This is a genomic window from Streptomyces erythrochromogenes (assembly GCF_040684695.1).
Lineage (GTDB): Bacteria > Actinomycetota > Actinomycetes > Streptomycetales > Streptomycetaceae > Streptomyces > Streptomyces erythrochromogenes_C.
Genome location: NZ_JBFBGM010000027.1, coordinates 1 through 26,506, shown reverse-complemented (window position 1 = coordinate 26,506; position 26,506 = coordinate 1). Strand labels below are relative to the sequence as shown.

The 26,506-nt window shown below is 69.4% G+C and carries 21 protein-coding genes; 8 read left to right on the top strand and 13 right to left on the bottom strand.

The genetic code is table 11. The annotated features are described in order from the left end of the window. Nucleotides 1-63 precede the first annotated feature (63 nt). The 6 genes from prcA to arc form a co-directional block, all read right to left on the bottom strand. Entirely contained in the window at nucleotides 64-828 is a 765-nt protein-coding gene (gene prcA, locus AB0O53_RS30490; RefSeq protein WP_350998234.1) for a proteasome subunit alpha, read from the bottom strand. A 43-nt stretch (nucleotides 829-871) separates the two neighbouring features. Then, nucleotides 872-1,711 (bottom strand): proteasome subunit beta, encoded by an 840-nt coding sequence (gene prcB, locus AB0O53_RS30485; RefSeq protein ID WP_350998236.1) that lies wholly within the window; start codon nucleotides 1,709-1,711, stop codon nucleotides 872-874. Further along, nucleotides 1,663-2,262 carry an endonuclease VII domain-containing protein gene (locus tag AB0O53_RS30480; protein WP_350998239.1) on the bottom strand — a complete coding sequence of 200 codons (600 nt, stop codon included), beginning with the start codon at nucleotides 2,260-2,262 and terminating at the stop codon, nucleotides 1,663-1,665. Before AB0O53_RS30480 ends, prcB begins: the two co-directional genes overlap by 49 nt. A 46-nt stretch (nucleotides 2,263-2,308) precedes the next feature. Beyond that, nucleotides 2,309-2,521 carry a ubiquitin-like protein Pup gene (locus AB0O53_RS30475; RefSeq protein WP_030016348.1) on the bottom strand — a complete coding sequence of 71 codons (213 nt, stop codon included), beginning with the start codon at nucleotides 2,519-2,521 and terminating at the stop codon, nucleotides 2,309-2,311. A 172-nt stretch (nucleotides 2,522-2,693) separates the two neighbouring features. Then, a complete protein-coding gene (dop, locus tag AB0O53_RS30470) occupies nucleotides 2,694-4,205 on the bottom strand; it encodes a depupylase/deamidase Dop (protein ID WP_364860051.1) in 1,512 nt (503 codons plus the stop codon). 262 nt (nucleotides 4,206-4,467) lie between these two features. Continuing rightward, a complete protein-coding gene (arc, locus tag AB0O53_RS30465) occupies nucleotides 4,468-6,234 on the bottom strand; it encodes a proteasome ATPase (protein ID WP_030655926.1) in 1,767 nt (588 codons plus the stop codon). A 264-nt stretch (nucleotides 6,235-6,498) separates the two neighbouring features. Between arc and AB0O53_RS30460 the strand changes: the two genes are divergently transcribed. Further along, complete coding sequence (locus AB0O53_RS30460; protein ID WP_030963772.1) at nucleotides 6,499-6,819, top strand: ferredoxin; 321 nt, start codon at nucleotides 6,499-6,501, stop codon at nucleotides 6,817-6,819. Nucleotides 6,820-6,823: 4 nt separating this feature from the next. On the opposite strand, the gene AB0O53_RS30455 is transcribed toward AB0O53_RS30460, so the two are convergent. The 3 genes from AB0O53_RS30455 to AB0O53_RS30445 all read right to left on the bottom strand — a co-directional run bounded on the left by AB0O53_RS30455 (nucleotide 6,824) and on the right by AB0O53_RS30445 (nucleotide 9,669). Next, nucleotides 6,824-7,432, bottom strand: coding sequence for a hypothetical protein (locus tag AB0O53_RS30455; protein ID WP_350998247.1), 609 nt, complete (start codon nucleotides 7,430-7,432; stop codon nucleotides 6,824-6,826). 188 nt (nucleotides 7,433-7,620) lie between these two features. Beyond that, nucleotides 7,621-8,517: a tRNA (adenine-N1)-methyltransferase gene (locus AB0O53_RS30450; protein ID WP_030833375.1), complete on the bottom strand. Its 897-nt coding sequence runs from the start codon at nucleotides 8,515-8,517 to the stop codon at nucleotides 7,621-7,623. Nucleotides 8,518-8,535: 18 nt separating this feature from the next. After that, entirely contained in the window at nucleotides 8,536-9,669 is a 1,134-nt protein-coding gene (locus AB0O53_RS30445; protein WP_381895852.1) for a site-2 protease family protein, read from the bottom strand. Between the two features lie 223 nt (nucleotides 9,670-9,892). Here AB0O53_RS30445 and AB0O53_RS30440 point away from each other — a divergent pair, with 223 nt between their 5' ends. Then, a complete protein-coding gene (locus AB0O53_RS30440) occupies nucleotides 9,893-10,780 on the top strand; it encodes a RecB family exonuclease (RefSeq protein WP_350998253.1) in 888 nt (295 codons plus the stop codon). A 101-nt stretch (nucleotides 10,781-10,881) separates the two neighbouring features. Further along, entirely contained in the window at nucleotides 10,882-11,553 is a 672-nt protein-coding gene (locus AB0O53_RS30435) for a response regulator (protein WP_350998256.1), read from the top strand. A 117-nt stretch (nucleotides 11,554-11,670) separates the two neighbouring features. Here the strand turns inward: AB0O53_RS30435 and AB0O53_RS30430 are convergent, their stop codons facing one another. The 4 genes from AB0O53_RS30430 to metH form a co-directional block, all read right to left on the bottom strand. Then, entirely contained in the window at nucleotides 11,671-13,254 is a 1,584-nt protein-coding gene (locus AB0O53_RS30430) for an ABC transporter substrate-binding protein (protein WP_350998259.1), read from the bottom strand. A gap of 71 nt (nucleotides 13,255-13,325) precedes the next feature. Continuing rightward, entirely contained in the window at nucleotides 13,326-14,930 is a 1,605-nt protein-coding gene (locus tag AB0O53_RS30425; protein WP_350998262.1) for an ABC transporter substrate-binding protein, read from the bottom strand. 601 nt (nucleotides 14,931-15,531) lie between these two features. Further along, a complete protein-coding gene (locus AB0O53_RS30420) occupies nucleotides 15,532-16,233 on the bottom strand; it encodes an HAD family hydrolase (RefSeq protein ID WP_350998265.1) in 702 nt (233 codons plus the stop codon). A gap of 110 nt (nucleotides 16,234-16,343) precedes the next feature. Continuing rightward, nucleotides 16,344-19,856: a methionine synthase gene (metH, locus tag AB0O53_RS30415; RefSeq protein ID WP_365199944.1), complete on the bottom strand. Its 3,513-nt coding sequence runs from the start codon at nucleotides 19,854-19,856 to the stop codon at nucleotides 16,344-16,346. Between the two features lie 274 nt (nucleotides 19,857-20,130). Between metH and AB0O53_RS30410 the strand changes: the two genes are divergently transcribed. The 5 genes from AB0O53_RS30410 to AB0O53_RS30390 all read left to right on the top strand — a co-directional run bounded on the left by AB0O53_RS30410 (nucleotide 20,131) and on the right by AB0O53_RS30390 (nucleotide 26,369). Beyond that, nucleotides 20,131-20,898, top strand: coding sequence for an IclR family transcriptional regulator (locus AB0O53_RS30410; RefSeq protein WP_350998271.1), 768 nt, complete (start codon nucleotides 20,131-20,133; stop codon nucleotides 20,896-20,898). A gap of 314 nt (nucleotides 20,899-21,212) precedes the next feature. After that, on the top strand, nucleotides 21,213-21,995 hold the full coding sequence (locus tag AB0O53_RS30405) for an MIP/aquaporin family protein (protein WP_365199941.1): 783 nt from the start codon (nucleotides 21,213-21,215) through the stop codon (nucleotides 21,993-21,995). 79 nt (nucleotides 21,996-22,074) lie between these two features. Beyond that, nucleotides 22,075-23,601 carry a glycerol kinase GlpK gene (glpK, locus tag AB0O53_RS30400; RefSeq protein ID WP_350998277.1) on the top strand — a complete coding sequence of 509 codons (1,527 nt, stop codon included), beginning with the start codon at nucleotides 22,075-22,077 and terminating at the stop codon, nucleotides 23,599-23,601. 41 nt (nucleotides 23,602-23,642) lie between these two features. Beyond that, nucleotides 23,643-25,250: a glycerol-3-phosphate dehydrogenase/oxidase gene (locus AB0O53_RS30395; RefSeq protein ID WP_350998280.1), complete on the top strand. Its 1,608-nt coding sequence runs from the start codon at nucleotides 23,643-23,645 to the stop codon at nucleotides 25,248-25,250. A 126-nt stretch (nucleotides 25,251-25,376) separates the two neighbouring features. Beyond that, nucleotides 25,377-26,369: a PAC2 family protein gene (locus tag AB0O53_RS30390; RefSeq protein WP_350998283.1), complete on the top strand. Its 993-nt coding sequence runs from the start codon at nucleotides 25,377-25,379 to the stop codon at nucleotides 26,367-26,369. The last annotated feature ends 137 nt before the right edge of the window (nucleotides 26,370-26,506 follow it).

Genomic DNA, 26,506 nt, shown 5'->3' with positions numbered 1-26,506 from the left:
AAGCCCCGGCCACCCCAGGAGGGGCGACCGGGGCCACGCACCGGAATCCTGCTTGCCTACCGCCTACTCCGCGTCGTCCTCCGGAGCCTCGTCGTTCGACACGGCGTCCGCCTGCGCGGCCGCCGGCACGTCCGCCTCCAGCAGCCGCGACAGCTGCCGGCCACGGATCCGCTTGAACTTGCGCTGCTGCGACCGGGTCCGGTCCAGCACCGCCACCTCCAGCCGCTCGGCAGGAATCGCCTTGTCGGCGCCGTTGGCCTGGCTGGACAGCGCCGCCACCGCCAGCTTCAGCGCCTCCGACAGCGTCATCCCGTCCTGGTGACGCTGGTCCAGGTAGGTGCTGATCTGCTCGGCGTTGCCGCCGACCGCGACCGAGCCGTGCTCGTCCACGATCGAACCGTCGTGCGGCAGCCGGTAGATCTGGTCGCCGGCGGCCGTCGTACCGACCTCGGCCACCACCAGCTCCACCTCGTACGGCTTCTCACCGGCCGAGGAGAAGATCGTGCCGAGGGTCTGCGCGTACACGTTGGCCAGCCCACGGGCCGTCACATCGTCACGGTCGTAGGTGTACCCGCGCAGGTCCGCGTACCGCACACCGCCGATCCGCAGGTTCTCGTACTCGTTGTACTTGCCGGCGGCCGCGAAGCCGATCCGGTCGTAGATCTCGCTGAACTTGTGCAGCGCACGGGACGGGTTCTCGCCGACGAACACGATGCCGTCGGCGTACTGCAGCACGACAAGGCTGCGACCGCGGGCGATGCCCTTCCGGGCGTATTCCGCCCGGTCGGCCATGGCCTGCTGGGGTGACACATAGAACGGAGTCGACACCGGCTTTCCGTCCCTTTCTTCTGGGCGACGAGGTGACGGACGATCAGAGCAGTGCGGCGCGCGGGCCGTCGGGCTGCTCGAGACGACGATCGGTGACCGAGCGGGCGAGCGCCTGCGACTCGTCCTCGCTCAGCCGGCGGAAGCCCTCGTCGGTGATGACGGTGACGATCGGATAGATGTGGCGGTACAGGTCCGGCCCGCCGGTCGCCGAGTCGTCGTCGGCGGCGTCGTACAGCGCCTGCACCACCAGCGTGGTGGCCTGGTCCTCGGTCAGGTCCGGGCGGTAGAGCTTCTTCATGGAGCCCCGCGCGAAGATCGAACCCGAACCGGTCGCCGCGTAGCCGTGCTCCTCGGAGCGGCCGCCGGTGACGTCGTAGGAGAAGATCCGGCCCTTCTCCTTGGCCTCGTCGTAGCCCGCGAACAGCGGCACCACGGCCAGGCCCTGCATCGCCATGCCGAGGTTGCTGCGGATCATGGTGGAGAGCCGGTTGGCCTTGCCCTCCAGGGAGAGGGTCGCCCCCTCCACCTTCTCGAAGTGCTCCAGCTCCAGCTGGAACAGCTTCACCATCTCCACGGCCAGGCCGGCCGTACCGGCGATGCCGACCGCGGAGTACTCGTCGGCCGGGAACACCTTCTCGATGTCCCGCTGCGCGATCATGTTCCCCATGGTCGCCCGCCGGTCACCGGCGAGCACGACCCCGCCGGGGAAGGTGACGGCCACGATGGTCGTCCCGTGCGGCGCCTCGACGACACCTTCCGGCAGCCTGCGGTTGCCGGGCAACATCTCGGGCGAGTGCGCGCCCAGGAAGTCCATGAAGGACGAGGACCCCGGCGTCAGGAAGGCTGCCGGTAGACGCCCTGTGCTACGAGTGTTGGGTTCCACAGGTTTCCTTCCACGTAAGCGGCTGCACGCCTCATGACGTCCGGCCGATCCTTGAACTGCCCCAGGGCTGCGTTACAGCTGAAGCACAGTACGCCTCGGACCTTACCCGTCTGATGATCGTGATCCACGTGCTCGGCCAGACCTTCTTGGCAGATCACGCAGACTCCGTTCTGTGCGGCAACCATCTCGTCACGCTGGGCCTCGGTCATCCCGTAGGAGCGCTTGAGGTGGCCCGCCCTTCCGCGCGCCGCCTTACACGGCTTGCAGCAAGTGGCGAGCCCGTCAGGTGCTGTTGCGTTCTTGTGCCACTCGCTATGGGGCTTGACCTCCCCGCAGGAGCGGCATTGCTTCCAGCCCGGCTGGACTTCCGCCCGCACCCATACCGTCTTGCCCTTGGCGGCCTGCCGGCGCCGGTAGTACTCCGCCCCGTACGACGCGACGCATGGGCGACACCGGGCCTGCAGGCCGTCCTTCGTGGAGCGGTTCGCGGCAAACGCACTGAGCGGGTGCTGCAGGCCGCATCCACGACATAGTTTCGATTCCGTCGACATGGCCCCAGCACATCAGGGCCACCTTCATTTCGAAGGCGGAATGCCCTTACTGGCCACCCTTTTGAACGAAGCTTCGAACAAAATCCTCAGCGTTCTCTTCGAGCACATCATCGATTTCGTCGAGTACGGAGTCGACGTCGTCGGAGAGCTTTTCCTGGCGCTCCTTGAGGTCGGTCGATTCTTCGACCGCGGCCTCCTCGACCTCCTCGGTCGAGCGCGTCGCCTTCTGCTGTCCGCCGCCGGTGTCCTTGGTCGCCATGTCTACCTCACCCCGCTCGGTTCGCACGCTCATGTCGAGAGACCCCGGGATTCGGGATCTCTCAAGATCAGACCCTACGTCGGACCTTATAGGGATGGTCCGACATTCGTCCCCGTACTTTCACGGTCCGGTTCTTCTCATGATTCCCGGACCGGCGCCCTTTCAGCCGCGTTCACTGCCCCGAAAGCACCCGGACCAGGTCCTCCGCCGTGCGGCAGCGGTCCAGGAGCTCCTTGACGTGGTTGCGGGTCCCCCGCAGGGGTTCCAGCGTGGGGACGCGCTGGAGCGAGTCCCGGCCCGGGAGGTCGAAGATCACCGAGTCCCAGGAGGCCGCCGCCACGTCGTCCGCGTACTGCTCCAGGCAGCGGCCGCGGAAGTACGCCCTGGTGTCCTCCGGGGGCTTGCTCTGAGCCCGCTCCACCGCGGACTCCTCCACCAGCCGCTTCATCTTGCCGCGGGCCACCAGACGGTTGTACAGGCCCTTCTCGGGCCGTACGTCCGAGTACTGGAGGTCCACCAGGTGCAGCCGCGCCGCGTCCCAGTCGAGGCCGTCCCGGCGCCGGTAGCCCTCCAGGATCTCCCGCTTGGCGATCCAGTCCAGCTCCCCCGACAGGCTCATGGGGTCGCTCTCCAGCCGGCCCAGCACGTCCTCCCAGCGGGCCAGCACATCCTTGGTCTGCTCGTCCGCGTCCGAACCGAAACGCTCGTCCACGTACTTCCTGGCCAGCTCGAAGTACTCCATCTGGAGCTGCACTGCGGTCAGTGTCCGGCCGCTGCGCAGCGTGAGCAGGTACTTCAGCGAGGGGTCGTGGGAGACGTGGTGGAGGGTGCGTACGGGCTGGTCGACGGCCAGGTCGACGCCGATGAACCCGTCCTCGATCATGGACAGGACGAGCGCGGTGGTGCCGAGCTTGAGGTAGGTGGAGATCTCCGAGAGGTTCGCGTCGCCGATGATCACGTGGAGGCGGCGGTACTTCTCGGCGTCGGAGTGCGGCTCGTCCCGGGTGTTGATGATGGGCCGCTTGAGAGTGGTCTCCAGGCCGACCTCGACCTCGAAGTAGTCCGCGCGCTGGCTGATCTGGAAGCCGTGCTCGCGGCCGTCCTGGCCGATGCCCACGCGTCCCGCGCCGGTCACGACCTGTCGCGAGACGAAGAAGGGGGTCAGGTGGCGCACGATCTCCGAGAAGGGGGTCTCCCGCTTCATCAGGTAGTTCTCGTGCGTGCCGTAGGAGGCGCCCTTGTTGTCGGTGTTGTTCTTGTAGAGGTGGATCGGCTGGGCCCCGGGGAGCTGGGCGGCCCGTACGGCCGCCTCGGCCATGATCCGCTCGCCGGCCTTGTCCCAGAGCACGGCGTCCAGCGGGTTGGTGATCTCCGGGGAGCTGTACTCGGGGTGGGCGTGGTCGACGTAGAGCCGTGCGCCGTTCGTCAGGATGACGTTGGCGAGGCCGATGTCCTCGTCGGTCAGCTGGCTGCTGTCGGCGGCCTCGCGGGCGAGGTCGAAGCCGCGGGCGTCCCGCAGCGGGTTCTCCTCCTCGAAGTCCCAGCGGGCGCGTCGCGCCCGGTGCATCGCCGCCGCGTAGGCGTTGACGATCTGGGACGAGGTGAGCATGGCATTGGCGTTCGGGTGACCGGGGACGGAGATCCCGTACTCCGTCTCGATCCCCATTACTCGCCGTACGGTCATGCGGCCCTCCTTGCCCGGCGGCGCCCCCCTCCGGGGGCGGCGCTCAAGTACCGCTGGTGCTCCGGTGCGTGTGACTGTGCGGTGCCCGTCCCCGCACTGCGCGTCCGGCGGTACGGAAGAGCCTAGAACCACTGCGCGCTCGTGGGGAGATCATTTCCGTCATTGAATCTGCCCTGTCACCGGCTGGAATGCGGCCGGTAAAGCGGTCGGGTAAAGCAGTCGGCTGCGGATGCCCGGGGAGGGCATCCGCAGCCGCTCCGCTTCAGAGGTACTGACCGGTGTTGGCCACCGTGTCGATGGAGCGTCCGGTGTCCGCGCCTTGCTTTCCGGTGACGAGGGTGCGGATGAATACGATCCGCTCGCCCTTCTTGCCGGAGATTCGGGCCCAGTCGTCCGGGTTGGTGGTGTTGGGCAGGTCCTCGTTCTCCTTGAACTCGTCCACGCACGCCTGGAGGAGGTGGGAGACCCGGAGGCCCTTCTGGTTGTGTTCGAGGAAGGCCTTGATGGCCATCTTCTTGGCTCGGTCGACGATGTTCTGGATCATCGCGCCCGAGTTGAAGTCCTTGAAGTACAGGACTTCCTTGTCGCCGTTGGCGTACGTGACCTCGAGGAAGCGGTTCTCCTCGGTTTCGGCGTACATCTGCTCGACGACGGTCTGGATCATGCTGTGGACGGTGCCGGCCGTGGAGCCCTGGTGTTCGGACAGGTCGTCCGTGTGCAGGGGCAGCGAGGCCTTGAGGTACTTCGCGAAGATGTCCTTCGCGGCCTCGGCGTCCGGACGCTCGATCTTGATCTTCACGTCGAGGCGGCCGGGGCGCAGGATGGCCGGGTCGATCATGTCCTCGCGGTTGGAGGCGCCGATGACGATGACGTTCTCCAGGCCCTCCACGCCGTCGATCTCGGCGAGGAGCTGCGGGACGATGGTGTTCTCGACGTCGGAGCTGACTCCGGATCCGCGGGTGCGGAAGAGGGATTCCATCTCGTCGAAGAAGACGATGACGGGGGTGCCCTCGCTGGCCTTCTCGCGGGCCCGCTGGAAGACCAGGCGGATGTGCCGCTCGGTCTCGCCGACGTACTTGTTGAGGAGCTCGGGGCCCTTGATGTTCAGGAAGTACGACTTCCCCTGGGCCTGTCCGGTCACCTCGGCGACCTTCTTGGCAAGGGAGTTGGCGACGGCCTTGGCGATGAGCGTCTTGCCGCAGCCGGGCGGGCCGTAGAGCAGGATGCCCTTCGGGGGCCGCAGTTCGTGTTCCTTGAACAGGTCGGGGTAGAGGTACGGGAGCTCGACCGCGTCGCGGATCAGCTCGATCTGGTCGCCCAGGCCGCCGATCTTGTCGTAGTCGATGTCGGGGACCTCTTCGAGGACCAGGTCCTCGACCTCGCTCTTGGGGACGACCTCGTAGACGTAGCCGGAGCGGGGTTCGAGCAGGAGGGCGTCGCCGGGACGGATGGTGATGTCCAGGAGCGGCTCGGCGAGCCTCACCACCCGTTCCTCGTCGGTGTGCCCGACCACCAGGGCGCGCTCGCCGTCCTCGAGGATCTCCTTGAGGGTGACGATGTCCCCGGCCCGCTCGAATTCCATGGCCTCGACCACGTTGAGGGCCTCGTTGAGCATGACCTCCTGGCCGCGCCGGAGGTCTTCCGGGTCGACGCTGGGGCTGACGTTCACGCGGAGCTTTCGGCCTCCGGTGAAGATGTCGACGGTGCCGTCCTCGTTCGCCTGGAGGAAGACACCGAAGCCTGCCGGCGGCTGTGCGAGCCGGTCGACTTCTTCCTTGAGGGCCACGATCTGGTCGCGGGCCTCACGGAGGGTATTCGCCAGTCGTTCGTTCTGTGCGGAGACGCCGGCCAGATTTGTCTGGAGCTCGACGATCCGCTCTTCGAGAATCCTCGTGTGTCGCGGAGAGTCGGCGAGCTTACGTCGCAGGACGGCGATTTCCTGCTCGAGATAGGCAACCTGGCCGGCGGGGTCCTCGGACCCTCGCGCGGGCCGGATGCCGCGGTTGATGTCGTCGTCGTGGGCTGCCACGGTCCTCACCTCCTCCAAGGGGAGCTGGACGCTTCCTGACCCTACCTGGGCTGGTGGTGATTGAAACCCCTAGATCACAAAGACGATAGAGGTGTGTCCGATCTTCACCCTTGCGTACTCCCTCACGCCAAGGAAATACCCACCCATCAAACTCGGGAAGCCGCCGGTTGTAAGGTCGAAGTGTTCAACACCCGTCAGGGCCCGTGCGACTTGTCGCGGGTTGTGACCGGGATGGATCACTCACCGCAGGGAACGGCAGGAGATATGACCGTGCAGCAGGACGCTCCGACGGGCGGCGCGGGCGGGGCCGGCGAGCCGCTCGAGGTCTGGATCGACCAGGACCTCTGCACCGGCGACGGCATCTGCGCGCAGTACGCGCCCGAGGTGTTCGAGCTGGACATCGACGGTCTGGCGTATGTGAAGAGCGCGGACGACGAGCTGCTGCAGGAGGTCGGGGCGACCACTCCGGTGCCGCTGCCGCTGCTCCAGGACGTGGTGGACTCGGCGAAGGAATGTCCGGGTGACTGCATTCACGTAAGGCGCGTTTCGGACGGCGTGGAGGTCTTCGGTCCGGACGCCGAGTGACGCTTCAAACACTCCTGGCGGCTGAGTCCGTCAGCTCCTGGCGGAATTTTCCGTCGCTCCAGCGCCACTTGGCGAGCTGCTTCTTGTCGGGGCAGCAGCGCGGGACCTCGGGTCCGGAGTAGCCGAGGAGGCTCGCGGTGACGGTTCGGTCGCGGACGGTCAGTTCTGTGGCGGTCTGGCGTTGCGGGGTGTCCAGGAGGGTGGCCACGACGCGGGGGGCGGAGCCCCCGGCGGGGTCCTGGGTGAGTACGTAGATGGCGTGGGGCGGGGTGCCTGAGCCCGCGTCGCAGCGGACGGCCGCCACGGTTTCGGGGCGGCCGTCGCCGTCGAGGTCGCCCTGGGCGGTGGCGGTGACGGCCTGGGGCGCGCCCTTGCAGTCGAGGGGGTAGGTGACGGCGGCCGGGTCGGGGGCGGCGGCCTGTGGCCCCTTCGCGGCGGGTTCCTCGGTGGCGGCCGGGCTGCCGGTGGCAGGGCTGCCCGTGGCCGGCTGTACGAGTCCCGCGGCGGCTATGACGGCGGCCATGGCGGTGGCCGTGGCGAGCCAGTGGAGGGGCCTGGTCCGGGTGTGGGCCAGGGTGTCCGGGGTTGCCAGCGTGGCGGGGGTGTGCAGCACGCGGGGTGTCTCCTGTGCGAAGGGTGACGGGGAGCCAGCATCGTGCCACACCTCACACGGGGGTGGAACGGCAGGGTCCGAGGTCGGTGCGCAGACAACGAAAAGGCGCTGCGGCGCAGTTCCCCCGGGGTGGGGGGAACTGCGCCGCAGCGCCGTCGTGTTGGGTGTGCGGAGGGGGGTGGGGGTCCCTACGCGGAGCGGTCGCTGCCGGGGCCCTCGTAGTCCTCGCCGTAGGCGCCCTTGGCGGGGCGGCGGCGGCGCATGGGGGGCTCGACGCCGTCCGCGAGGCGGCGGGCGGTGACGAGGAAGCCGGTGTGGCCGATCATGCGGTGGTCCGGGCGGACGGCGAGGCCTTCGACGTGCCAGTTGCGGATCATCGACTCCCACGGCTGCGGCTCGGCGAAGCAGCCGATCTCGCGGATGGACTCGACGGTCTTGGACAGCTGGGTGGTGGTGGCCACGTAGCAGCAGAGGATGCCGCCGGGGACGAGGGCCTTGGAGACGGCCTCCAGGCATTCCCAGGGGGCGAGCATGTCCAGGATGACGCGGTCGACGTCGGTGTCGGAGAGGTTGTCCTGGAGGTCGCCGACGGTGAGCTGCCAGGCCGGGTGGGGTCCGCCGAAGTAGCGTTCCACGTTGGCGGTGGCGATCTCGGCGAAGTCCGCGCGGCGCTCGTAGCTGTGGAGCATGCCCTGGTCGCCGATGGCGCGCAGCAGGAAGCTGCTCAGGGAGCCGGAGCCCACTCCCGCTTCCACGACGCGGGCGCCGGGGAAGATGTCGGCGAAGGCCAGGATCTGGCCCGCGTCCTTGGGGTAGACCACGGCGGCGCCGCGGGGCATGGACAGGACGTAGTCGGGGAGCAGGGGGCGCAGCGCGAGGTACGCGACGTTCCCCGTGGTACGGACAACACTGCCTTCGGGAGCACCGATCAGCTCGTCGTGGGGGAAGGAACCCTTGTGGGTGTGGAAATTCTTCCCGGCTTCGAGCGTGAACGTGTAGTGGCGGCCCTTGGGGTCGGTGAGCTGAACCTGGTCCCCGACCTTGAAGGGCCCGCGTCGGCGGGCGGCACCGGTCGGTTCGGACATGTGACCAGTGTATTGGCTTCAGGACTGGGGCCGTGCCATGGCCTTCACGAAGGCCTTCTCGACGTCGAGGGTGGACAGGACGCCGTAGATGGCGCCGCCGGGTTCGAGGACGAGGTATTCGGTGGCGGGGGTGGCGCGGAGGTGGTCGAGGAGTTCTTCGCCGGTGAGTTCCGCGGAAACCTTCATGCCGTCGGTGAGGTCCTGGGCGAGGGTGCTGACGGCGACCCAGGGGCGGCGGTGTTCGGGTACGGAGGCGATGGCGCTCTCGCGGACGATGGCGGTGGGGTCTCCGTGGCCGTCGACGACGACGAGGGCGCGGGCTCCGGCTTCGTTGGCGCGGCGGAGGGCTTCGGAGAGGGGGGTGGCGTTCTCGACGGGGATGGCGCGGCGGGTGAGGCTGCGGGCGCGCAGTTCGGGGAGGTGTTCGCGCAGTCGGGCCATGCGGAGGCTGTTGCCGGCTCCGGTCCAGATGATGGCGGCGAGGATCGCGGCGAGGAGGGCGTCCATGACGGTGTCCATGCCGCCGATCTCCTGGGGGCGGTTGCCGAGGACTCCGGTGTGGGTGAGCAGCGGGAGGCCGAGGAGGACGGCGACGGCGAGGGCGCGGCCGGCCCAGGCGGCGGCGACGGTGCCGGCCATGGGTTTGCCGGTGATGCCCCAGATGACGGCGCGGAGCATGCGGCCGCCGTCGAGGGGGAGGCCGGGGAGCAGGTTGAAGGCTGCGACGAGGAGGTTGGAGATCATGAGGCCGGCGAGGAGGACGCCGGGGACGGTGGCCGGGTCGACGGCCTTCATGCCGAGGTAGAAGCCGCCGGCGAGGAGGAGGGAGAGGAGGGGGCCGACGAAGGCGAGGACGAATTCGCGGCCGGGGGTCTCGGACTCCTTCTCGATCTCGGAGACGCCGCCGAAGAACTGGAGCTGGATGCGGCGGACGGGGAGTTTGAAGCGGAGGGCGGCGACGGTGTGGGCGAGTTCGTGGACGAGGACGGAGGCGTAGAAGGCGACGGCGAAGAAGAGGGAGACGAGGTAGCGGACGGGTCCGAGGTCGGGCAGGACGCGGTCGAGCTGGTCTCCGAAGACCCAGGTGATGAGGGCTGCGACGAGGAACCAGCTGGGTGAGACGTAGACGGGTACGCCGAAGGGGCGGCCCATGAGGAGTCCGCCGCCCGGTCCCGAGCGCCGGTTATCGCGCTCGCCGGTCTGGTCGGTGTCTGCCACGTCTGTCCTTCGTTCGGTGCTGGGGGTTCAGGTGGGGTTCTCGTCGTGTACGGCGCGGTGTGCGTAGCGCCCGGTGATGCTCCGATCATGCAGTGCGAGGGTGCTGTGCGTCGATGGTATGCGCGTGCTGTCCGTGGCGGGTCGTAGGGTTTTGTGCATGACGACGAGCCCCGGTGCCGTGCCCGGTGCGGCGGAAGCCGCCAGCCCGGGCGCTGTGGCGCCCTCCTCGCTCTCTCCTTCCCGGGCGAGCGATTTCATGCAGTGCCCGCTGCTTTACCGGTTCCGGGTGATCGACAAGCTGCCGGAGAAGCCGAGTGCGGCGGCCACGCGGGGGACGCTGGTGCACGCGGTGCTGGAGCGGCTCTTCGATCATCCGGCGCAGGAGCGGACGGCGCCTCGGGCGAAGGGGCTGGTCCCGGGGCAGTGGGACCGGCTGCTGCAGTCGCGGCCGGAGCTGACGGAGCTGTTCCCGGAGGGTGACGAGGGGGCGGCGCTGGCGCAGTGGCTGACGGAGGCGGAGGCGCTGGTCGAGCGCTGGTTCACGCTGGAGGACCCGACGCGGCTGGAGCCGGTGGAGCGGGAGTTCTTCGTGGAGACGGAGCTGGAGTCGGGGCTGCGGCTGCGCGGGATCATCGACCGGGTGGACGTGGCGCCGACGGGTGAGGTGCGGATCGTCGACTACAAGACGGGGAAGGCGCCGCGGCCGGAGTACGCCGAGGGTGCGCTGTTCCAGATGAAGTTCTACGCGCTGGTGGTGTGGCGGCTGAAGCAGGTGGTGCCGCGGCGGCTGCAGCTGGTGTACCTGGGCAGTGGGGACGTGCTGACGTACGACCCGGTGGTGGCGGATCTGGAGCGGGTGGAGCGCAAGCTGCTGGCGCTGTGGGAGGCGATCCGGGAGGCGACGGCGACGGGTGAGTGGCGGCCGCGGCCGACGAAGCTGTGCGGGTGGTGCGACCACCGGGCGTCGTGTCCGGAGTTCGGTGGTACTCCCCCGGTGTATCCGTTGCCGGTGGTGCCGCGGCCGGCCGATGGTGCGGAGGGCTAGCGGGGCCGGGAGGGCCTGCGGGGCCCGGGCCGCTTGATCGTCGGATCAGGGCAGAATGGGCGTGTCCGCCGCAGCCGTCCGACGAATACGAGGTTTCGCCCGTGGCCATCCGCGTTCTCCTGGTCGACGACCAGCCACTCTTGCGCACGGGCTTCCGGATGATCCTGGAGGCGGAGGAGGACCTGGCGGTGGTCGGCGAGGCCGGGGACGGTCTTCAGGCGCTGGACCAGGTGCGGGCGCTGCAGCCGGACGTGGTGCTGATGGACATCCGGATGCCGCGGATGGACGGGGTCGAGGCGACGCGGCAGATCACGGGTCCGGGCCGGGACGGTCCGGCGAAGGTGCTGGTGCTGACGACGTTCGATCTGGACGAGTACGTGGTGGAGGCGCTGCGGGCGGGGGCGAGCGGGTTCCTGCTGAAGGACGCGCCGGCGGGTGAGCTGGTGCAGGCGATCCGGGTGGTGGCGGCGGGCGAGGCGATGCTCGCGCCGAGCATCACGCGGCGGCTGCTGGACAAGTACGCGGGGCATCTGCCGTCGGGTGAGGAGCGCGTCCCGGACACGCTGGGGACGCTGACCGAGCGCGAGGTGGAGGTGCTGAAGCTGGTGGCGCGGGGCCTGTCGAACGCGGAGATCGCGGCGGACCTGTTCGTGAGCGAGACGACGGTCAAGACGCACGTGGGGCACGTCCTGACGAAGCTGGGGCTGCGTGACCGGGTGCAGGCCGCGGTGTACGCGTACGAGAGCGGTCTGGTGCGTCCGGGGGCACAGTAGCCGCAGCGGTCGCGGCCCCGTCCTCGGCCGGGGTCCGTGCCGGGAACGGCCGCGGGGCCGCACGCGCGAGGTTCTCTCGTGCGTGCGGCCCCGTGGTGTGTCCGGGGGCGGCCCGGATCAGCCCTTGCTGATCTCCCAGAAGCGGAAGACGGTGGAGGCGTCCAGGGACCACTGGAGGCCGTTGACGTTCTGGCGGGTGACGGCGTACTGCTTGCCCTGCCAGAGCGGGAGGAGCGGGAGCTCGTCGGCGACGATGTCCTGGAGCCGGTTGTAGTCGGTGTTGGCCGCGGTGCGGTCGGACTTCGCGGAGGTCGACGGGATGATGGTCCCGGTGATCTCCTTGTTGTCGTAGTTGTTGTTCAGGACGTTGCCCGGGCCGAAGAACGGCTGGGTGAAGTTGTCGGCGTCCGGGTAGTCGGGGACCCAGCCCTTGACGTAGATGCCGTACTTGCCCGCCTGGATGTCCTGCTCGTACTGCTCGTACTCGACGGACTTGACGTCGGCCTCGAAGAGGCCGCTGTCGTTGAGCTGCTTGGCAATGACCTCGAACTGCTGGTCGGTGGAGGGACCGTAGCGGGACGGGGTGGAGTAGAGGGTGACCTTGACCTTGCCGGTGATGTTCGCGGCCTTGAGGACGGCCTTGGCCTTCTCGGGCTGCGGGGTGCCGCCGTAGCGGTCGAAGAACGGCGTGGTGTGGCCGGCGATGCCGGTGGGGACGATGGAGTACAGCGCGGTGGCGGTGCCGGCGTACACGTCCTTGACGAGGGCTTCGCGGTCCACGAGGTAGGCGATGGCCTTGCGGACGGGGAGCTTGCCGACGACCGGGTCGTTCATGTTGAAGACCATGTGCTCGACCTCGGCACCGGTGCCCTGGACGACGTCGACCTTCTCGTCGCCGGTCTTGCTGGAGGCGAGGGCGGCGATGTCCTTGGCGGCGAGGCCGCGGAAGGCGAAGTCGACGTCTCCGCTCTCCAGGACGGTCTTGAGGCCGGCCTGGTCGCCGTTGAAGAACTTCAGGGTGACGCCGGTGTTCTTGGCCTTGGCCTTGCCGGTGTAGGACTCGTTGACCGAGAAGGAGGCGCTCTTCTCGCTGAAGGAGTCGAGCTTGTAGACGCCGGAGCCGACGGCCTTGTTGTCGGTGCGGAGCTTGTCGGCCGGGTACTCGCGGTGGTCGACGATGGAGCCCGCACCCGAGGCGATCTTGCTCGGGAAGGTGGCGTCGGAGGTCTTCAGGCGGAAGACGACGGTCTTGTCGTCGGGGGCGTCGATGCCGGCGATCGAGGCGAGCATGACGGCGGGGCCGTTCTCGTCGTTGATCTTCAGGGTGCGCTCGAAGGAGTACTTGACGTCCTTCGAGGTGAGCTCGTTGCCGTTGCTGAACTTCAGGTCGGACTTGAGCGTGCACTTGAAGAGCTTGCTGTCGCCGCCCTCGAAGCCGCAGCTCTGAGCGGCGTCGGGCTCGGGGGTGGTGCCGCCCTTGGGGAAGCTCAGCAGCGACTGGAAGACGTTGTTGAAGAGCAGCCAGGAGCCCGGGTCGTAGCCGGACGCCGGGTCGGTGGACTTCACCTTGTCGGATATGCCCATGACCACGCCCTTGCCGCTGCCGGCATTGGAGCCATCGGTCGAACCGCAACCGCTGAGCAGCGCGGCGGCGGTGGCCGCGCCGAGCGGGGCCGCGAGCCACTGGTTACGTCGATTCACGCGAACGTCCTTCACAGTCGAACTGTTTCGTTGCTCCGGCCCGCGACACCCGCTGCCGGTCTCTGCCTTGCTCAGCCGCTTACGCCACGGCCGAGCTCCCACAACTGGAGGTCGGAGATGGCGTTGACCGACCACTCCACTCCGGTGATCCCGTCGCGTGCGGCGACGTACTGCTTGCCCTGCCACAGGGGCAGGACGGGTACGTCCTCGGCGACGATGTCCTGCATCTCCGTGATCGCGGGGGCGGCGACGTTACGGTCGACCGCGCGCCGGGATTCGGGGAGGAGCCTGGTGCGCACCGCGTTGTTGGCGTACGGCGTGCCCAGGAAGTTGTCCTGCTCCAGGAACGGGGCGAGGAAGTTGTCGGCGTCCGGGTAGTCGGGGAACCAGCCGAGCCCGTAGGCGGCGTGGTCGCCCTTCTTCTGGGCGGGGCGGAATTCCGCCCACTCGCTGCCCTGGACGGTGATGTCGAACAGCTGGGTGGCGTTGAGCTGGGCCTTGAGGGCCTCGAACTCGGCGGCCGTGCCGTCGCCGTAGTGGTCGCTGGTGTAGTGCAGCGTCAGCTTGACCGGGGTCTTGATGCCGGCTTCCTTCAGCAGTGCGGCGGCCTTGGGCGTGTTGCCGTCGCCGTACTTGTTGTAGAAGGAGTTGACGTGGCCGGTCACGCTGGTGGGGACCAGCGAGTAGAGCGGCTGGGCGGACTTGCCGTAGACCTTGGAGATCAGCGCGCCGCGGTCGACGGCGGCGGCGAGCGCCTGGCGCACGGCCTTGTCCTTGACGACGGGCGCGTCGGTGTTGAAGCCGAGGTAGCGGATCTCCAGGCCGGGCATCGGGACCAGCTTGACGCCCTTGGGCGGGTTGGCGCTGAGTTCGGTGATCTGGGCGGGCGACAGGGTGCGGGAGACCATGTGGATCTTCCCGTCCGTGAGGGCCTTGCCCATGGCCGGGGCGTCGGGGTAGGTCCGCAGCTCGACCTTGTCGTTCTGCAGCTTGATGTCGCCCTTGTAGTGGGGGTTCTTGCTGAAGACGGCGCGGACGAGGCGGTTCTCCTTGACCTCGGCCTTCATGGTGTAGGGCCCGGAGCCGTCCACCTCGAAGCCCTCGCGGAGCTTCTTGGCGTCGTAGTTCTTCTCGCTGACGATGCCGGCGGCGGGGGTGGAGAGCTTGAAGGGGAAGGTCGCGTCCGGGGTCTTCAGGTGGAAGACGACGGTGTCCTCGCCCTTGACCTCGACGCTGTCGAGGGTGGAGAGCAGGGAGGAGGGGCCGTTCTCGTCCTTGATGGCGAGGACGCGGTCGATGGAGAACTTGACGTCCTTGGCGGTGAGCGGGTCGCCGCTGGCGAACTTGAGCCCGGGGCGCAGGGTGCAGCGGTAGCTCTCGTTGCCGGAGTCGGTGAAGCGGCACGCGGAGGCGGCTTCGGGGACGGGCTGGCCGCCGCCGCGGGGGGTGTGCATCAGCGTCTGGACGGTCTGGCGCAGGATGTTCCAGGCGCCGGCGTCGTAGGCGTAGGCGGGGTCGAAGGGGGCGGGAGCGAAGTCTGCGGCCTCGAACCGGTCGGTGGTCCCGACGACGATCGCCGCGGATCCTGCTCCTCCGCCGCTCGCGGTGCCGCATGCGGCCAGCGCGGGGGTGAGCAGTCCGGCCGCGGCCGTCAGCACCATGGTCTTGCGGTTCATGCTGGAAGTACTCCCTGTAACCGGCACTTGCTCAAAGCGGTGTGAAGGGCACTTCGCGGCGGTCGCCCGTTCAGGGCGGAACGATCGGGCCGGTGTTGTGACGATCGGTCCACGCGGTCCGGAACAGGGGTGTGTGTCCGGGACGCGGCTGGGTGCGGCGCAGTGCCCGGCTCGACACTAGTGGTCCGGGGCGGGATGGCTGGAACTGGCCGGACTTGGGGCGTAATCGCACCGTGATCGGAGGGAACTGCCTGTTCACAGGCAGGGCTCCGCAGATTCGGTCAGGGGCTGATCAATGTGGACACATTGGAAGCCGCCGGGGCGTCCGGACAGGCCCGTCGGGGGTGTGGCGCGTGACCAAGGTCACCCTGCGCAACGACCCTGGAGGGGATGGAATTTCAGCCTCCGGAGCCTGCGACGGAAGATCCTTCCGTCAGGACGTCGCCCGACGGGGTTCCATTCGGCACGGAGCGTGCTCAGAGGATTCCAGCGCGTGGCGATGCATACCGATGTAGGGCACTGCATGCCGATGTGTCCCATTGGGCGGAGCGGGGTCCCCGCCGGGAGCGGGCCGGGCGCCGGCCCGGCCCGCTCGTCACTCTCAGTTCATGGGGGCGACGAGGGAGCGCAGGAACGCCAGGTCGACGTCCTCCAGCGAGCGGACGACCGTACGCCCCGGGGCGGGTTCGATCACGCCGACCGAGGGGACGGCCACGACCCGGCAGCCGGCGGCCTCCGCGGCCGCCACACCGGTGCGGGTGTCCTCGATGACCGCGCACCGCGAGGGGTGCGCGCCCAGCGTCCGGGCGGCGAGCAGGTACGGGTCGGGGTGCGGCTTGGTACGGGCGACCTCGTCGCCGGCGACGGTCATCGTGAAGCGGTCGCGGCCGAGGGTGAGCAGGACCTGGTCGATGACCCGGCGGTGCGAGGCGGAGACGAGGGCGGTGGGCACGTTGTGCCGGGCCAGTTCGGCCAGCAGCCGCTCGGCGCCGGGCATCAGGGGGACCTGGTCGGCGATGCGGGCCTCGAAGCGCTCGTTGAGCAGGACGCTCAGCTCGGCGAGGCCGATGGCGGCGCCGGTCGCCTCGATCAGGAAGCCCGCGCTGCGGCTCATGGGGCCGCCGACGACGACGTCGCGCCAGGCGTCCTCCAGGCGGTGGCCGAGTTCGTGGAAGACCTCGGCCTCGATCTCCCACCAGAAGCCCTCGGTGTCCACCAGGGTGCCGTCCATGTCGAGCAGCACCGCCTGCAGGGCCGAGCCGTCGGCCGTGCGGGTGACGGGGGCGGGAACGGTGCTCGTCATGCGCGTACCTCTCGAAGGGACGAGAAGGCCGGTCACCTCTTCCCGCGGGGCATCCCCCGGGGAACAGGCGACCGGCCTGTATGGGACCGACAAGTGTACGTCGCCGGAGCTCAGCGTGCGTTGAAATACTTCGCTTCGGGGTGGTGGATGACGATGGCGTCCGTGGACTGCTCCGGGTGGAGCTGGAACTCCTCGGAGAGGTGGACGCCGATCCGCTCGGGCTGGAGGAGGTCGGCGATCTTCGCGCGGTCCTCCAGGTCGGGGCAGGCGCCGTAGCCGAGGGAGAAGCGGGCACCGCGGTACTTCAGGTCGAACATGTCCTCGACCGCGGCCGGGTCCTCGCCGCCGAATCCGAGCTCGGCGCGGACGCGGGCGTGCCAGTACTCGGCCATGGCCTCGGCGAGCTGGACGGACAGGCCGTGCAGCTCCAGGTACTCGCGGTAGGAGTCGGACTCGAACAGCTTGGCCGTGGCCTCGCCGATCTTCGAGCCGACGGTGACCACCTGGAGTCCCACGACGTCGGTCTCGCCGGACTCCTCCGGGCGGAAGAAGTCCGCGAGGCACAGGCGGCGGCCGCGGCGCTGGCGCGGGAAGGTGAAGCGGGTCCGCTCGTTGCCGGCGTCGTCGAGGATGATCAGGTCCTCGCCCTTGGAGACGCAGGGGAAGTAGCCGTAGACGACGGCCGCCTCCAGCAGGTTCTCGGTGTGCAGCTTCTCCAGCAGGCCGCGCAGCCGCGGGCGGCCCTCGCTCTCGACGAGCTCCTCGTACGTGGCCCCGCCGGCGCGGGCCTGCTTCAGGCCCCACTGGCCCTTGAAGAGGGCGCCCTCGTCCAGCCAGGAGGCGTAGTCCTTGAGCGGGATGCCCTTGACCACCCGGGTGCCCCAGAACGGCGGGGTGGGCACCGGGTTGTCCACGGACGTGTCGGAGCGGCCGCCGGTCTCCTCGGGCTCCTCCACCTGCAGGGCGGGCGTGTCGCGCTTGGCGACGCGGCGCTGCTTGAGCTCGGGCAGGGTGGCGCCCGGCACGCCGCGCTTGACGGCGATGAGGGCGTCCATGAGGCGCAGGCCCTCGAAGGCGTCGCGGGCGTAGCGGACCTCGCCCTCGTAGATCTCGTGGAGGTCCTGCTCGACGTAGGCGCGGGTGAGGGCGGCGCCGCCGAGGATCACCGGGTAGTCGGCGGCCAGCTTGCGCTGGTTCAGCTCCTCCAGGTTCTCCTTCATGATCACGGTGGACTTCACGAGCAGGCCGGACATGCCGATGACGTCGGCCTTGTGCTCCTGGGCGGCTTCGAGGATCGCGGAGACGGGCTGCTTGATGCCGATGTTGACGACGTTGTAGCCGTTGTTGGTGAGGATGATGTCGACGAGGTTCTTGCCGATGTCGTGGACGTCGCCGCGGACGGTGGCGAGGACGATGGTGCCCTTGCCCTCGTCGTCGGTCTTCTCCATGTGCGGTTCGAGGTAGGCCACGGCCGTCTTCATGACCTCGGCGGACTGCAGGACGAAGGGGAGCTGCATCTGGCCCGAGCCGAAGAGCTCGCCGACGACCTTCATGCCCTCCAGGAGGGTGTCGTTGACGATGTCGAGGGCGGGCCGGGTCACCAGGGCCTCGTCGAGGTCGGCCTCCAGGCCGTTCTTCTCGCCGTCGATGATGCGGCGCTGCAGGCGCTCCTCCAGGGGCAGGGCGAGGAGTTCCTCGGCGCGGCCGGCCTTGAGGGACTTGGTGTTGACGCCCTCGAAGAGGGCCATCAGCTTCTGCAGCGGGTCGTAGTCGCCCTCGCGCCGGTCGTAGATCAGGTCGAGGGCGGTGGTGACCTGCTCCTCGTCGAACCGGGCGATCGGCAGGATCTTGGACGCGTGGACGATGGCCGAGTCCAGGCCCGCCTTGACGCACTCGTCGAGGAAGACGGAGTTCAGCAGGACGCGGGCCGCCGGGTTGAGGCCGAAGGAGATGTTCGACAGGCCCAGGGTGGTCTGGACGTCGGGGTGGCGGCGCTTGAGCTCGCGGATCGACTCGATCGTGGCGATGCCGTCCCTGCGGGACTCCTCCTGGCCGGTGCAGATGGTGAAGGTCAGCGTGTCGATGAGGATGTCGGACTCGCGGATGCCCCAGTTGGCCGTGAGGTCCTCGATGAGGCGCTCGGCGATGGCGACCTTGTGCTCGACGGTGCGGGCCTGGCCCTCCTCGTCGATGGTCAGCGCGATGAGCGCGGCGCCGTGCTCCTGGGCCAGCCGGGTGACCTTGGCGAAGCGGGACTCGGGGCCGTCGCCGTCCTCGTAGTTCACCGAGTTGATGACGGCGCGGCCGCCGAGCTTCTCCAGGCCCGCCTTGATGACGGGGACCTCGGTGGAGTCCAGGACGATCGGCAGGGTGGAGGCGGTGGCGAAGCGGCCGGCGAGCTCCTCCATGTCGGCGACGCCGTCGCGGCCGACGTAGTCCACGCAGAGGTCGAGCATGTGCGCGCCCTCGCGGATCTGGTCGCGGGCCATCTCGACGCAGTCGTCCCAGCGGCCTTCCAGCATGGCCTCGCGGAACTTCTTGGAGCCGTTGGCGTTGGTGCGCTCGCCGATCGCCATGTACGAGGTGTCCTGGCGGAAGGGCACGGTCTGGTAGAGGGAGGCGGCGCCGGGCTCGGGCCGGGGGTCGCGCGGGACGACGGCCGTGCCGCGGACCCGCTCGACGACCTGGCGCAGGTGTTCGGGGGTGGTGCCGCAGCAGCCGCCGACCAGGGAGAGGCCGTACTCGCGGACGAAGGTCTCCTGGGCGTCGGCGAGCTCGGGGGCGGTCAGCGGGTAGTGCGCGCCCTGCTTGGTCAGGACGGGCAGGCCGGCGTTGGGCATGCAGGAGAGCGGGATGCGGGCGTTGCGCGCGAGGTAGCGCAGGTGCTCGCTCATCTCGGCGGGGCCGGTGGCGCAGTTCAGGCCGATCATGTCGATGCCGAGGGGCTCCAGCGCGGTCAGGGCCGCGCCGATCTCGGATCCCAGGAGCATGGTGCCGGTGGTCTCGACGGTGACGGAGCAGATCAGCGGGACGCTGACGCCGAGCGCCTCCATGGCGCGGCGGGCGCCGATGATGGAGGACTTGGTCTGCAGGAGGTCCTGGGTGGTCTCGACGAGCAGCGCGTCGGAGCCGCCGGCGAGCAGGCCCTCGGCGTTGGTCTGGTAGGCGTCGCGGATCTGCGCGTAGGTGATGTGGCCGAGGGTGGGCAGCTTGGTGCCGGGGCCCATGGAGCCGAGGACCCAGCGCTGCTGTCCGGTGGACGCGGTGAACTCGTCGGCGACCTCGCGGGCGATGCGGGCGCCGGACTCGGAGAGCTCGAAGTTGCGTTCGGCGATGTCGTACTCGGCGAGGGCCGCGTAGTTCGCGCCGAAGGTGTTGGTCTCGACGCAGTCCACGCCCACCGAGAAGTACGCCTCGTGCACCGTGCGGACGATGTCGGGGCGGGTGACGTTGAGGACCTCGTTGCAGCCTTCGAGCTGCTGGAAGTCGTCGAGGGTGGGGTCCTGCGCCTGGAGCATCGTTCCCATGGCCCCGTCGGCGACGACCACGCGGGTCGCGAGCGCCTCCCGGAGGGCGCCGGCCCGGGTCTGTGTGTCGGCGGGCGGGTTCGGCAACGAGGCCATGGAGTGCTCCCTGGGATGCGACGGCTGTCGGCTTTGCACCCCCGCTGTGTCAGGGGTGCACGCGGCCAGGGTAACCGTGAGGCACCGGCCCCGGTGTGGGTGTCCCACGTGGCGGACTGCATTCTGTGGCGGGAACGTGGCGCGGGTGTCCCGGTGACCGTACGGCGAACAGATCTCCGACGGTGCGCGAGGTCGGCATCGACCGATACTGTTCAGCATTGTCGAACCGCGTCAAGATGGTCAGTAGACACGAAGGTCAGCAGGAGGCTGCGCGATGGCACGGAACATCCAGTCGCTCGAACGAGCCGCTGCGATGCTGCGACTCCTGGCGGGCGGCGAGCGCCGGCTGGGGCTCTCCGACGTGGCCTCGTCGCTGGGCCTGGCCAAGGGCACGGCCCACGGCATCCTGCGCACCCTGCAGGCGGAGGGCTTCGTGGAGCAGGACCCGGCCTCCGGCCGCTACCAGCTGGGCGCCGAGCTGCTGCGCCTGGGCAACAGCTATCTCGACGTCCACGAGCTGCGCGCCCGCGCCCTGGTGTGGACGGACGACCTGGCCCGGGCGAGCGGCGAGAGCGTGTACGTGGGCGTGCTGCACCAGAGCGGGGTGCTGATCATGCACCACGTGTTCCGGCCCGACGACAGCCGCCAGGTGCTGGAGGTCGGGGCCATGCAGCCGCTGCACTCCACCGCCCTGGGCAAGGTGCTGTCCGCCTACGACCCGGTCGCGCACACCGAGGCCCTGGAGGCGGAACGCGACGCGTTCACCCCGCGTACGGTCACCGACGCCGTCGGCTTCGAGGAGATCCTGGGCCTGACCCGGGCGCGCGGCTGGGCCGCGGACGTCGAGGAGACGTGGGAAGGCATCGCCTCGGTGGCGGCGCCGATCCACGACCGGCGCCGGATGCCCGTGGGCGCGGTCGCGGTGGCGGGCGCGGTGGAACGGGTGTGCGGCGAGGGCGGGGAGCCCCGTGCGTCCCTCGTGGCCTCGGTGCGCGACTGTGCGCGCTCCGTTTCACGCGATCTCGGCGCAGGCCGGTTCTGACCTCCCTTTAACAGGCTTCGGCCATCACCTGGCCCTAATCTGCCCATTTTTCGCCACATCTCGGCCTTCGAATGGCTGGATTTGGCTGATCGCACCTGCTGGTAACGATCCGACACATTGGCCTGGCCGACCCTTGACGCATTCTTCACCTGGGCGGAAAACTGCCGTTCATCGGTCGGCATTGTCGAACACCTACCGGCAATACGCGCTAGGATGCGACAAGGCCAAGGACCGGTGCAGCACTCACCGAGTGCGCGGAACCACCGGAGGGACCCGGTGTCCGCCCACCCCTGGACGTACGTAAGGAGTCGCGGGTGTCCAGCTCCGACATCTTCATCGGCGAGACCATCGGTACCGCCCTGCTCACTCTGCTCGGCGGTGGCGTCTGCGCCGCAGTGACACTCAAGAGCTCCAAGGCCCGCAACGCGGGCTGGCTCGCGATCACCTTCGGCTGGGGCTTCGCGGTCCTGATCGCGGCCTACGTGTCCGCGCCGCTCTCCGGTGCGCACCTCAACCCGGCGGTCACCGTCGGCATCGCCGTCAAGACCGGCGAGTGGGGCGACACGCCCGTCTACTTCGCCGGCCAGCTCCTGGGCGCCATGCTCGGCGCGGTCCTGATGTGGATCACCTACTACGGCCAGTTCCGCGTCCACCTCGCGGACCCCGAGCACATCCGCGACGCCAAGCTCGGTCCGGAGGACCCGCACCCGCACGACGTGGCCGGCCCCGTGCTCGGCATCTTCTCCACGGGCCCCGAGATCCGCAACGTCGTCCAGAACCTGGCGACCGAGATCATAGGCACCGCCGTCCTGGTCCTGGCGATCCTGACCCAGGGCCTGCAGGACGGCGGCAAGGGACTCGGCGTCATCGGCGTCCTGATCACGTCCTTCGTGGTGGTCGGCATCGGCCTCTCCCTCGGCGGCCCGACCGGCTACGCCATCAACCCGGTCCGCGACCTCGGACCCCGCATCGTCCACGCCCTGCTGCCGCTCCCCAACAAGGGCGGCTCCGACTGGGGGTACTCCTGGATCCCGGTGGTCGGCCCGCTCGTCGGTGCCGTGCTCGCCGGCGGTCTTTACAACATCGCGTTCGCCTGATCAGCATCTGCAGCGCTCGTAAGATCCGCATCGCACTCCTGATTCCGCCTACTCACCAGACCTGCCAGGAGCAGCCATCATGACCAGCAGCACCGGCCCCTTCATCGCCGCGATCGACCAGGGCACCACCTCCTCCCGCTGCATCGTCTTCGACCGCGACGGCCGCATCGTCGCCGTCGACCAGAAGGAGCACGAGCAGATCTTCCCGAAGCCGGGCTGGGTGGAGCACGACGCCACCGAGATCTGGACCAACGTCCAGGAGGTCGTCGCCGGCGCCATCGCCAAGGCCGAGATCACGGCCGCCGACGTCAAGGCGATCGGCATCACCAACCAGCGCGAGACCACCCTGCTGTGGGACCGCCACACCGGCGAGCCGGTCCACAACGCGCTGGTGTGGCAGGACACCCGCACCGACGCCCTGTGCAAGGAGCTCGGCCGCAACGTCGGCCAGGACCGCTTCCGCCGCGAGACGGGCCTGCCGCTGGCGAGCTACTTCGCGGGCCCGAAGGTCCGCTGGCTGCTCGACAACGTCGAGGGCCTGCGCGAGCGCGCCGAGGCCGGCGACATCCTCTTCGGCACCATGGACTCCTGGGTCATCTGGAACCTCACCGGTGGCGCCCAGGGCGGTGCGCACGTCACGGACGTCACCAACGCCTCGCGCACCATGCTGATGAACCTGCACACCCTGGCGTGGGACGAGAAGATCGCCGAGTCGATGGGCGTCCCGCTCAACGTGCTCCCCGAGATCAAGTCCTCCGCCGAGGTCTACGGCCACGTCAAGGACGGCGTCCTCGCCGGCGTCCCGGTCGCCTCGGCGCTCGGCGACCAGCAGGCCGCCCTCTTCGGCCAGACCTGTTTCGCCGAGGGCGAGGCCAAGTCCACGTACGGCACCGGCACGTTCATGCTCATGAACACCGGCGACAAGATCATCAACTCCTACAGCGGCCTGCTGACCACGGTCGGCTACCAGATCGGCGACCAGAAGCCGGTCTACGCCCTGGAGGGCTCCATCGCCGTCACCGGCTCGCTCGTCCAGTGGATGCGCGACCAGATGGGCCTGATCAAGTCCGCGGCCGAGATCGAGACCCTGGCCTCCTCCGTGGAGGACAACGGCGGCGCCTACTTCGTGCCGGCCTTCTCCGGCCTGTTCGCCCCGTACTGGCGCTCCGACGCCCGCGGTGTCATCGCCGGCCTCACCCGGTACGTCACCAAGGCGCACATCGCCCGTGCCGTCCTGGAGGCCACCGCCTGGCAGACCCGCGAGATCACCGACGCCATGACCAAGGACTCGGGCGTCGAGCTCGCCGCCCTCAAGGTCGACGGCGGCATGACCTCCAACAACCTGCTGATGCAGACGCTCTCGGACTTCCTGGACGCCCCCGTGGTGCGCCCGATGGTCGCCGAGACCACCTGCCTCGGCGCCGCCTACGCCGCCGGCCTGGCCGTCGGCTTCTGGCCCGACACCGACGCCCTGCGCGCCAACTGGCGCCGCGCGGCGGAGTGGACCCCGCGGATGCCCGCCGACCAGCGGGACCGCGAGTACAAGAGCTGGCTCAAGGCCGTGGAGCGTTCCATGGGCTGGGTCGACGACGAAGACGCCAGCTGATCCGCACCAGCTGAGTCAATCGACGAGGAGCTGAAAGAGATATGAGCACCCTGCAGAGCGTCCCCGCCCTGGGTACGCACCCGACCGCCGGCGCGAACGCGAGCCGTGCCGAGACCCGCGAGCAGCTGGCGAAGGCCACGTACGACCTGCTGGTCATCGGCGGTGGAATCCTGGGCACCTCGGTGGCCTGGCACGCCGCGCAGTCGGGTCTGCGGGTTGCCATGGTGGACGCCGGCGACTTCGCCGGCGCCACCTCCTCGGCCTCCTCCAAGCTCGTCCACGGCGGCCTGCGCTACCTGCAGACCGGCGCGGTCAAGCTGGTGGCGGAGAACCACCACGAGCGGCGGGTGCTGGCCAAGGACGTGGCCCCGCACCTGGTCAACCCGCTCACCTTCTACCTGCCGGTCTACAAGGGCGGTCCGGTGGGTGCGGCCAAGCTGGGCGCGGGCGTCTTCGCCTACTCCGCCCTCTCGGCCTTCGGCGACGGCATGGGCAAGGTCATATCCCCCGCCCGTGCCGTCGCCGACAACCCCGGTCTGAAGACCGACAACCTCAAGGCCGTCGCGGTCTACTACGACCACCAGATGAACGACTCCCGCGTCGCCGTCATGACGGTCCGCGCGGCCGTCGAGTCGGGCGCGGTCGTCCTCAACCACGCCGAGGTGACTGGCCTGCGCAAGACCGGCGGCCGCGTCACCGGCGCCGAGCTCAGGGACCGCCTGGACGGCACCGAGTTCGGGATCGACGCCCGCGTCGTGCTCAACGCCACCGGCCCGTGGGTGGACCACCTGCGGCGCATGGAAGACAAGCACTCGATGCCGTCGATCCGCCTCTCCAAGGGCGCGCACATCGTCATGAAGCGCAAGTCGCCGTGGAAGGCCGCCATGGCCACCCCGATCGACAAGTACCGCATCACCTTCGCCCTCCCGTGGGAGGACCAGCTGCTGCTCGGCACCACCGACGAGGTGTACGAGGGCGACCCGGCGGACGTGCGCGCCACCGAGTCCGACATCCAGCAGATCCTGGACGAGGCGGCCTTCTCGGTGAAGGACGCCGACCTCGACCGCTCGCTGATGACGTACGCCTTCGCCGGCCTGCGCGTGCTGCCCGGCGGCCCCGGCGGCGTGGAGAAGGCCAAGCGCGAGACCGTCGTCTCCGAGGGTGCGGGCGGCATGCTGTCGGTCGCCGGCGGCAAGTGGACCACGTACCGCCACATCGGCCGCGTCGTCATGGACAAGCTGGCCAAGCTCCCGGGCAGCCCGCTGACCGAGGACATGGAGCCGGTGAAGTCCCTCGTGCGGCGGATCGCGCTGCCGGGTGTCGCCAACCCGAACGCGGTCGCGCACCGCCTGCTGGTGGACCGTGAGCCCGGCACCCGCATGGACCCGCTGACCGCCCGCCACCTGGCCTCGCACTACGGCTCCCTGGCCTTCGACATCGCCCGCCTGGCGAACGAGGACCCGGCGCTGGCCGAGCGCATCCACCCGGACGGTCCGGAGATCTGGGCGCAGGTCGCCTACGCCCGCGACCACGAGTGGGCCGAGACCGTCGACGACGTGCTGCGCCGCCGCACGACGGTGACGATCCGCGGCCTGGACGACGACTCCGTCAAGGCCCGCGTCGAGGAGATGCTGGCCCGCAAGGCATAGCTCTCGCGCAGGTGGGGAAGAGGGGCGGTTCCGAGGGGAACCGCCCCTCTGTCGTGGGCTGTGGCCGGTGTCCCCTCAAGGCTTAGGCTGGCCCACGTACGCAAGGAACTTCGGAAGGAGACCTGGGTGATCGAGCTTGAGGGCGTGCCCGAGCTGATCGACCCGGTCATGGTGGCCGCGTTCGAGGGCTGGAACGACGCGGGTGACGCGGCCTCCGGTGCGGTCGCACACCTGGACCGGGAGTGGAAGGGCGAGGTCTTCGCGGCTCTGGACGCCGAGGACTACTACGACTTCCAGGTCAACCGGCCCACGGTGTGGCTGGACAACGGGGTACGGAAGATCACGTGGCCGACGACCCGGCTCTCGGTGGTCCGGATCGGCGGGGCCAAGCCGCGCGACCTGGTGCTGGTGCGCGGAATCGAACCGTCCATGCGGTGGCGGTCGTTCTGCAACGAGATCCTCGGCTTCGCGCACGAGCTGGGCGTCGAGATGGTGGTCATCCTCGGGGCGCTCCTGGGGGACACCCCGCACACCCGGCCGGTGCCGGTGAGCGGGGTCACCTCGGACGCGGACCTGGCGCGGACCATGGACCTGGAGGAGACCAAGTACGAGGGCCCCACGGGCATCGTGGGCATTCTGCAGGAGGCCTGTACGCACGCCGGGGTGCCGGCGGTGTCGCTGTGGGCGGCCGTGCCGCACTACGTGTCGCAGCCGCCGAACCCGAAGGCGACGCTGGCCCTCCTGAACCGGCTGGAGGACCTGATCGACATCAGGATCCCGCTGGGCGAACTGCCGGAGGACGCGCGGGCGTGGCAGCTGGGCGTGGACCAACTGGCCGCCGAGGACAGCGAGGTGGCGGAGTACGTCCAGACGCTGGAGGAGGCGCGGGACACCGCCGACCTGCCCGAGGCCTCGGGCGACGCGATCGCCCGGGAGTTCGAGCGGTACCTGCGCCGCCGTGACCCGGCGGCGGGCCCGGCGGCGGATCCGGGCGACGGCTCGTACCTGCGGGACACGAGCGGGGGCCTCCCCCGCCCGCCGAAGCCGCAGCCGCCGGTGACCCCGCCACAGCCGGAGGCTCCGCCGGAGGAACCGGGCGAGGACACCCCGGGAACGTAGCGGGGCGGGGCCGGGGCCTCGTGGGGCTCCGCCCCACACCCCGCGCCGAACGCCGGCGGGGCTGGACCCCACAGCGACCGCCAGCACGACTGACATCCGTCGAGGTACACCCCGATGAACAGCACCACCACCAGCGC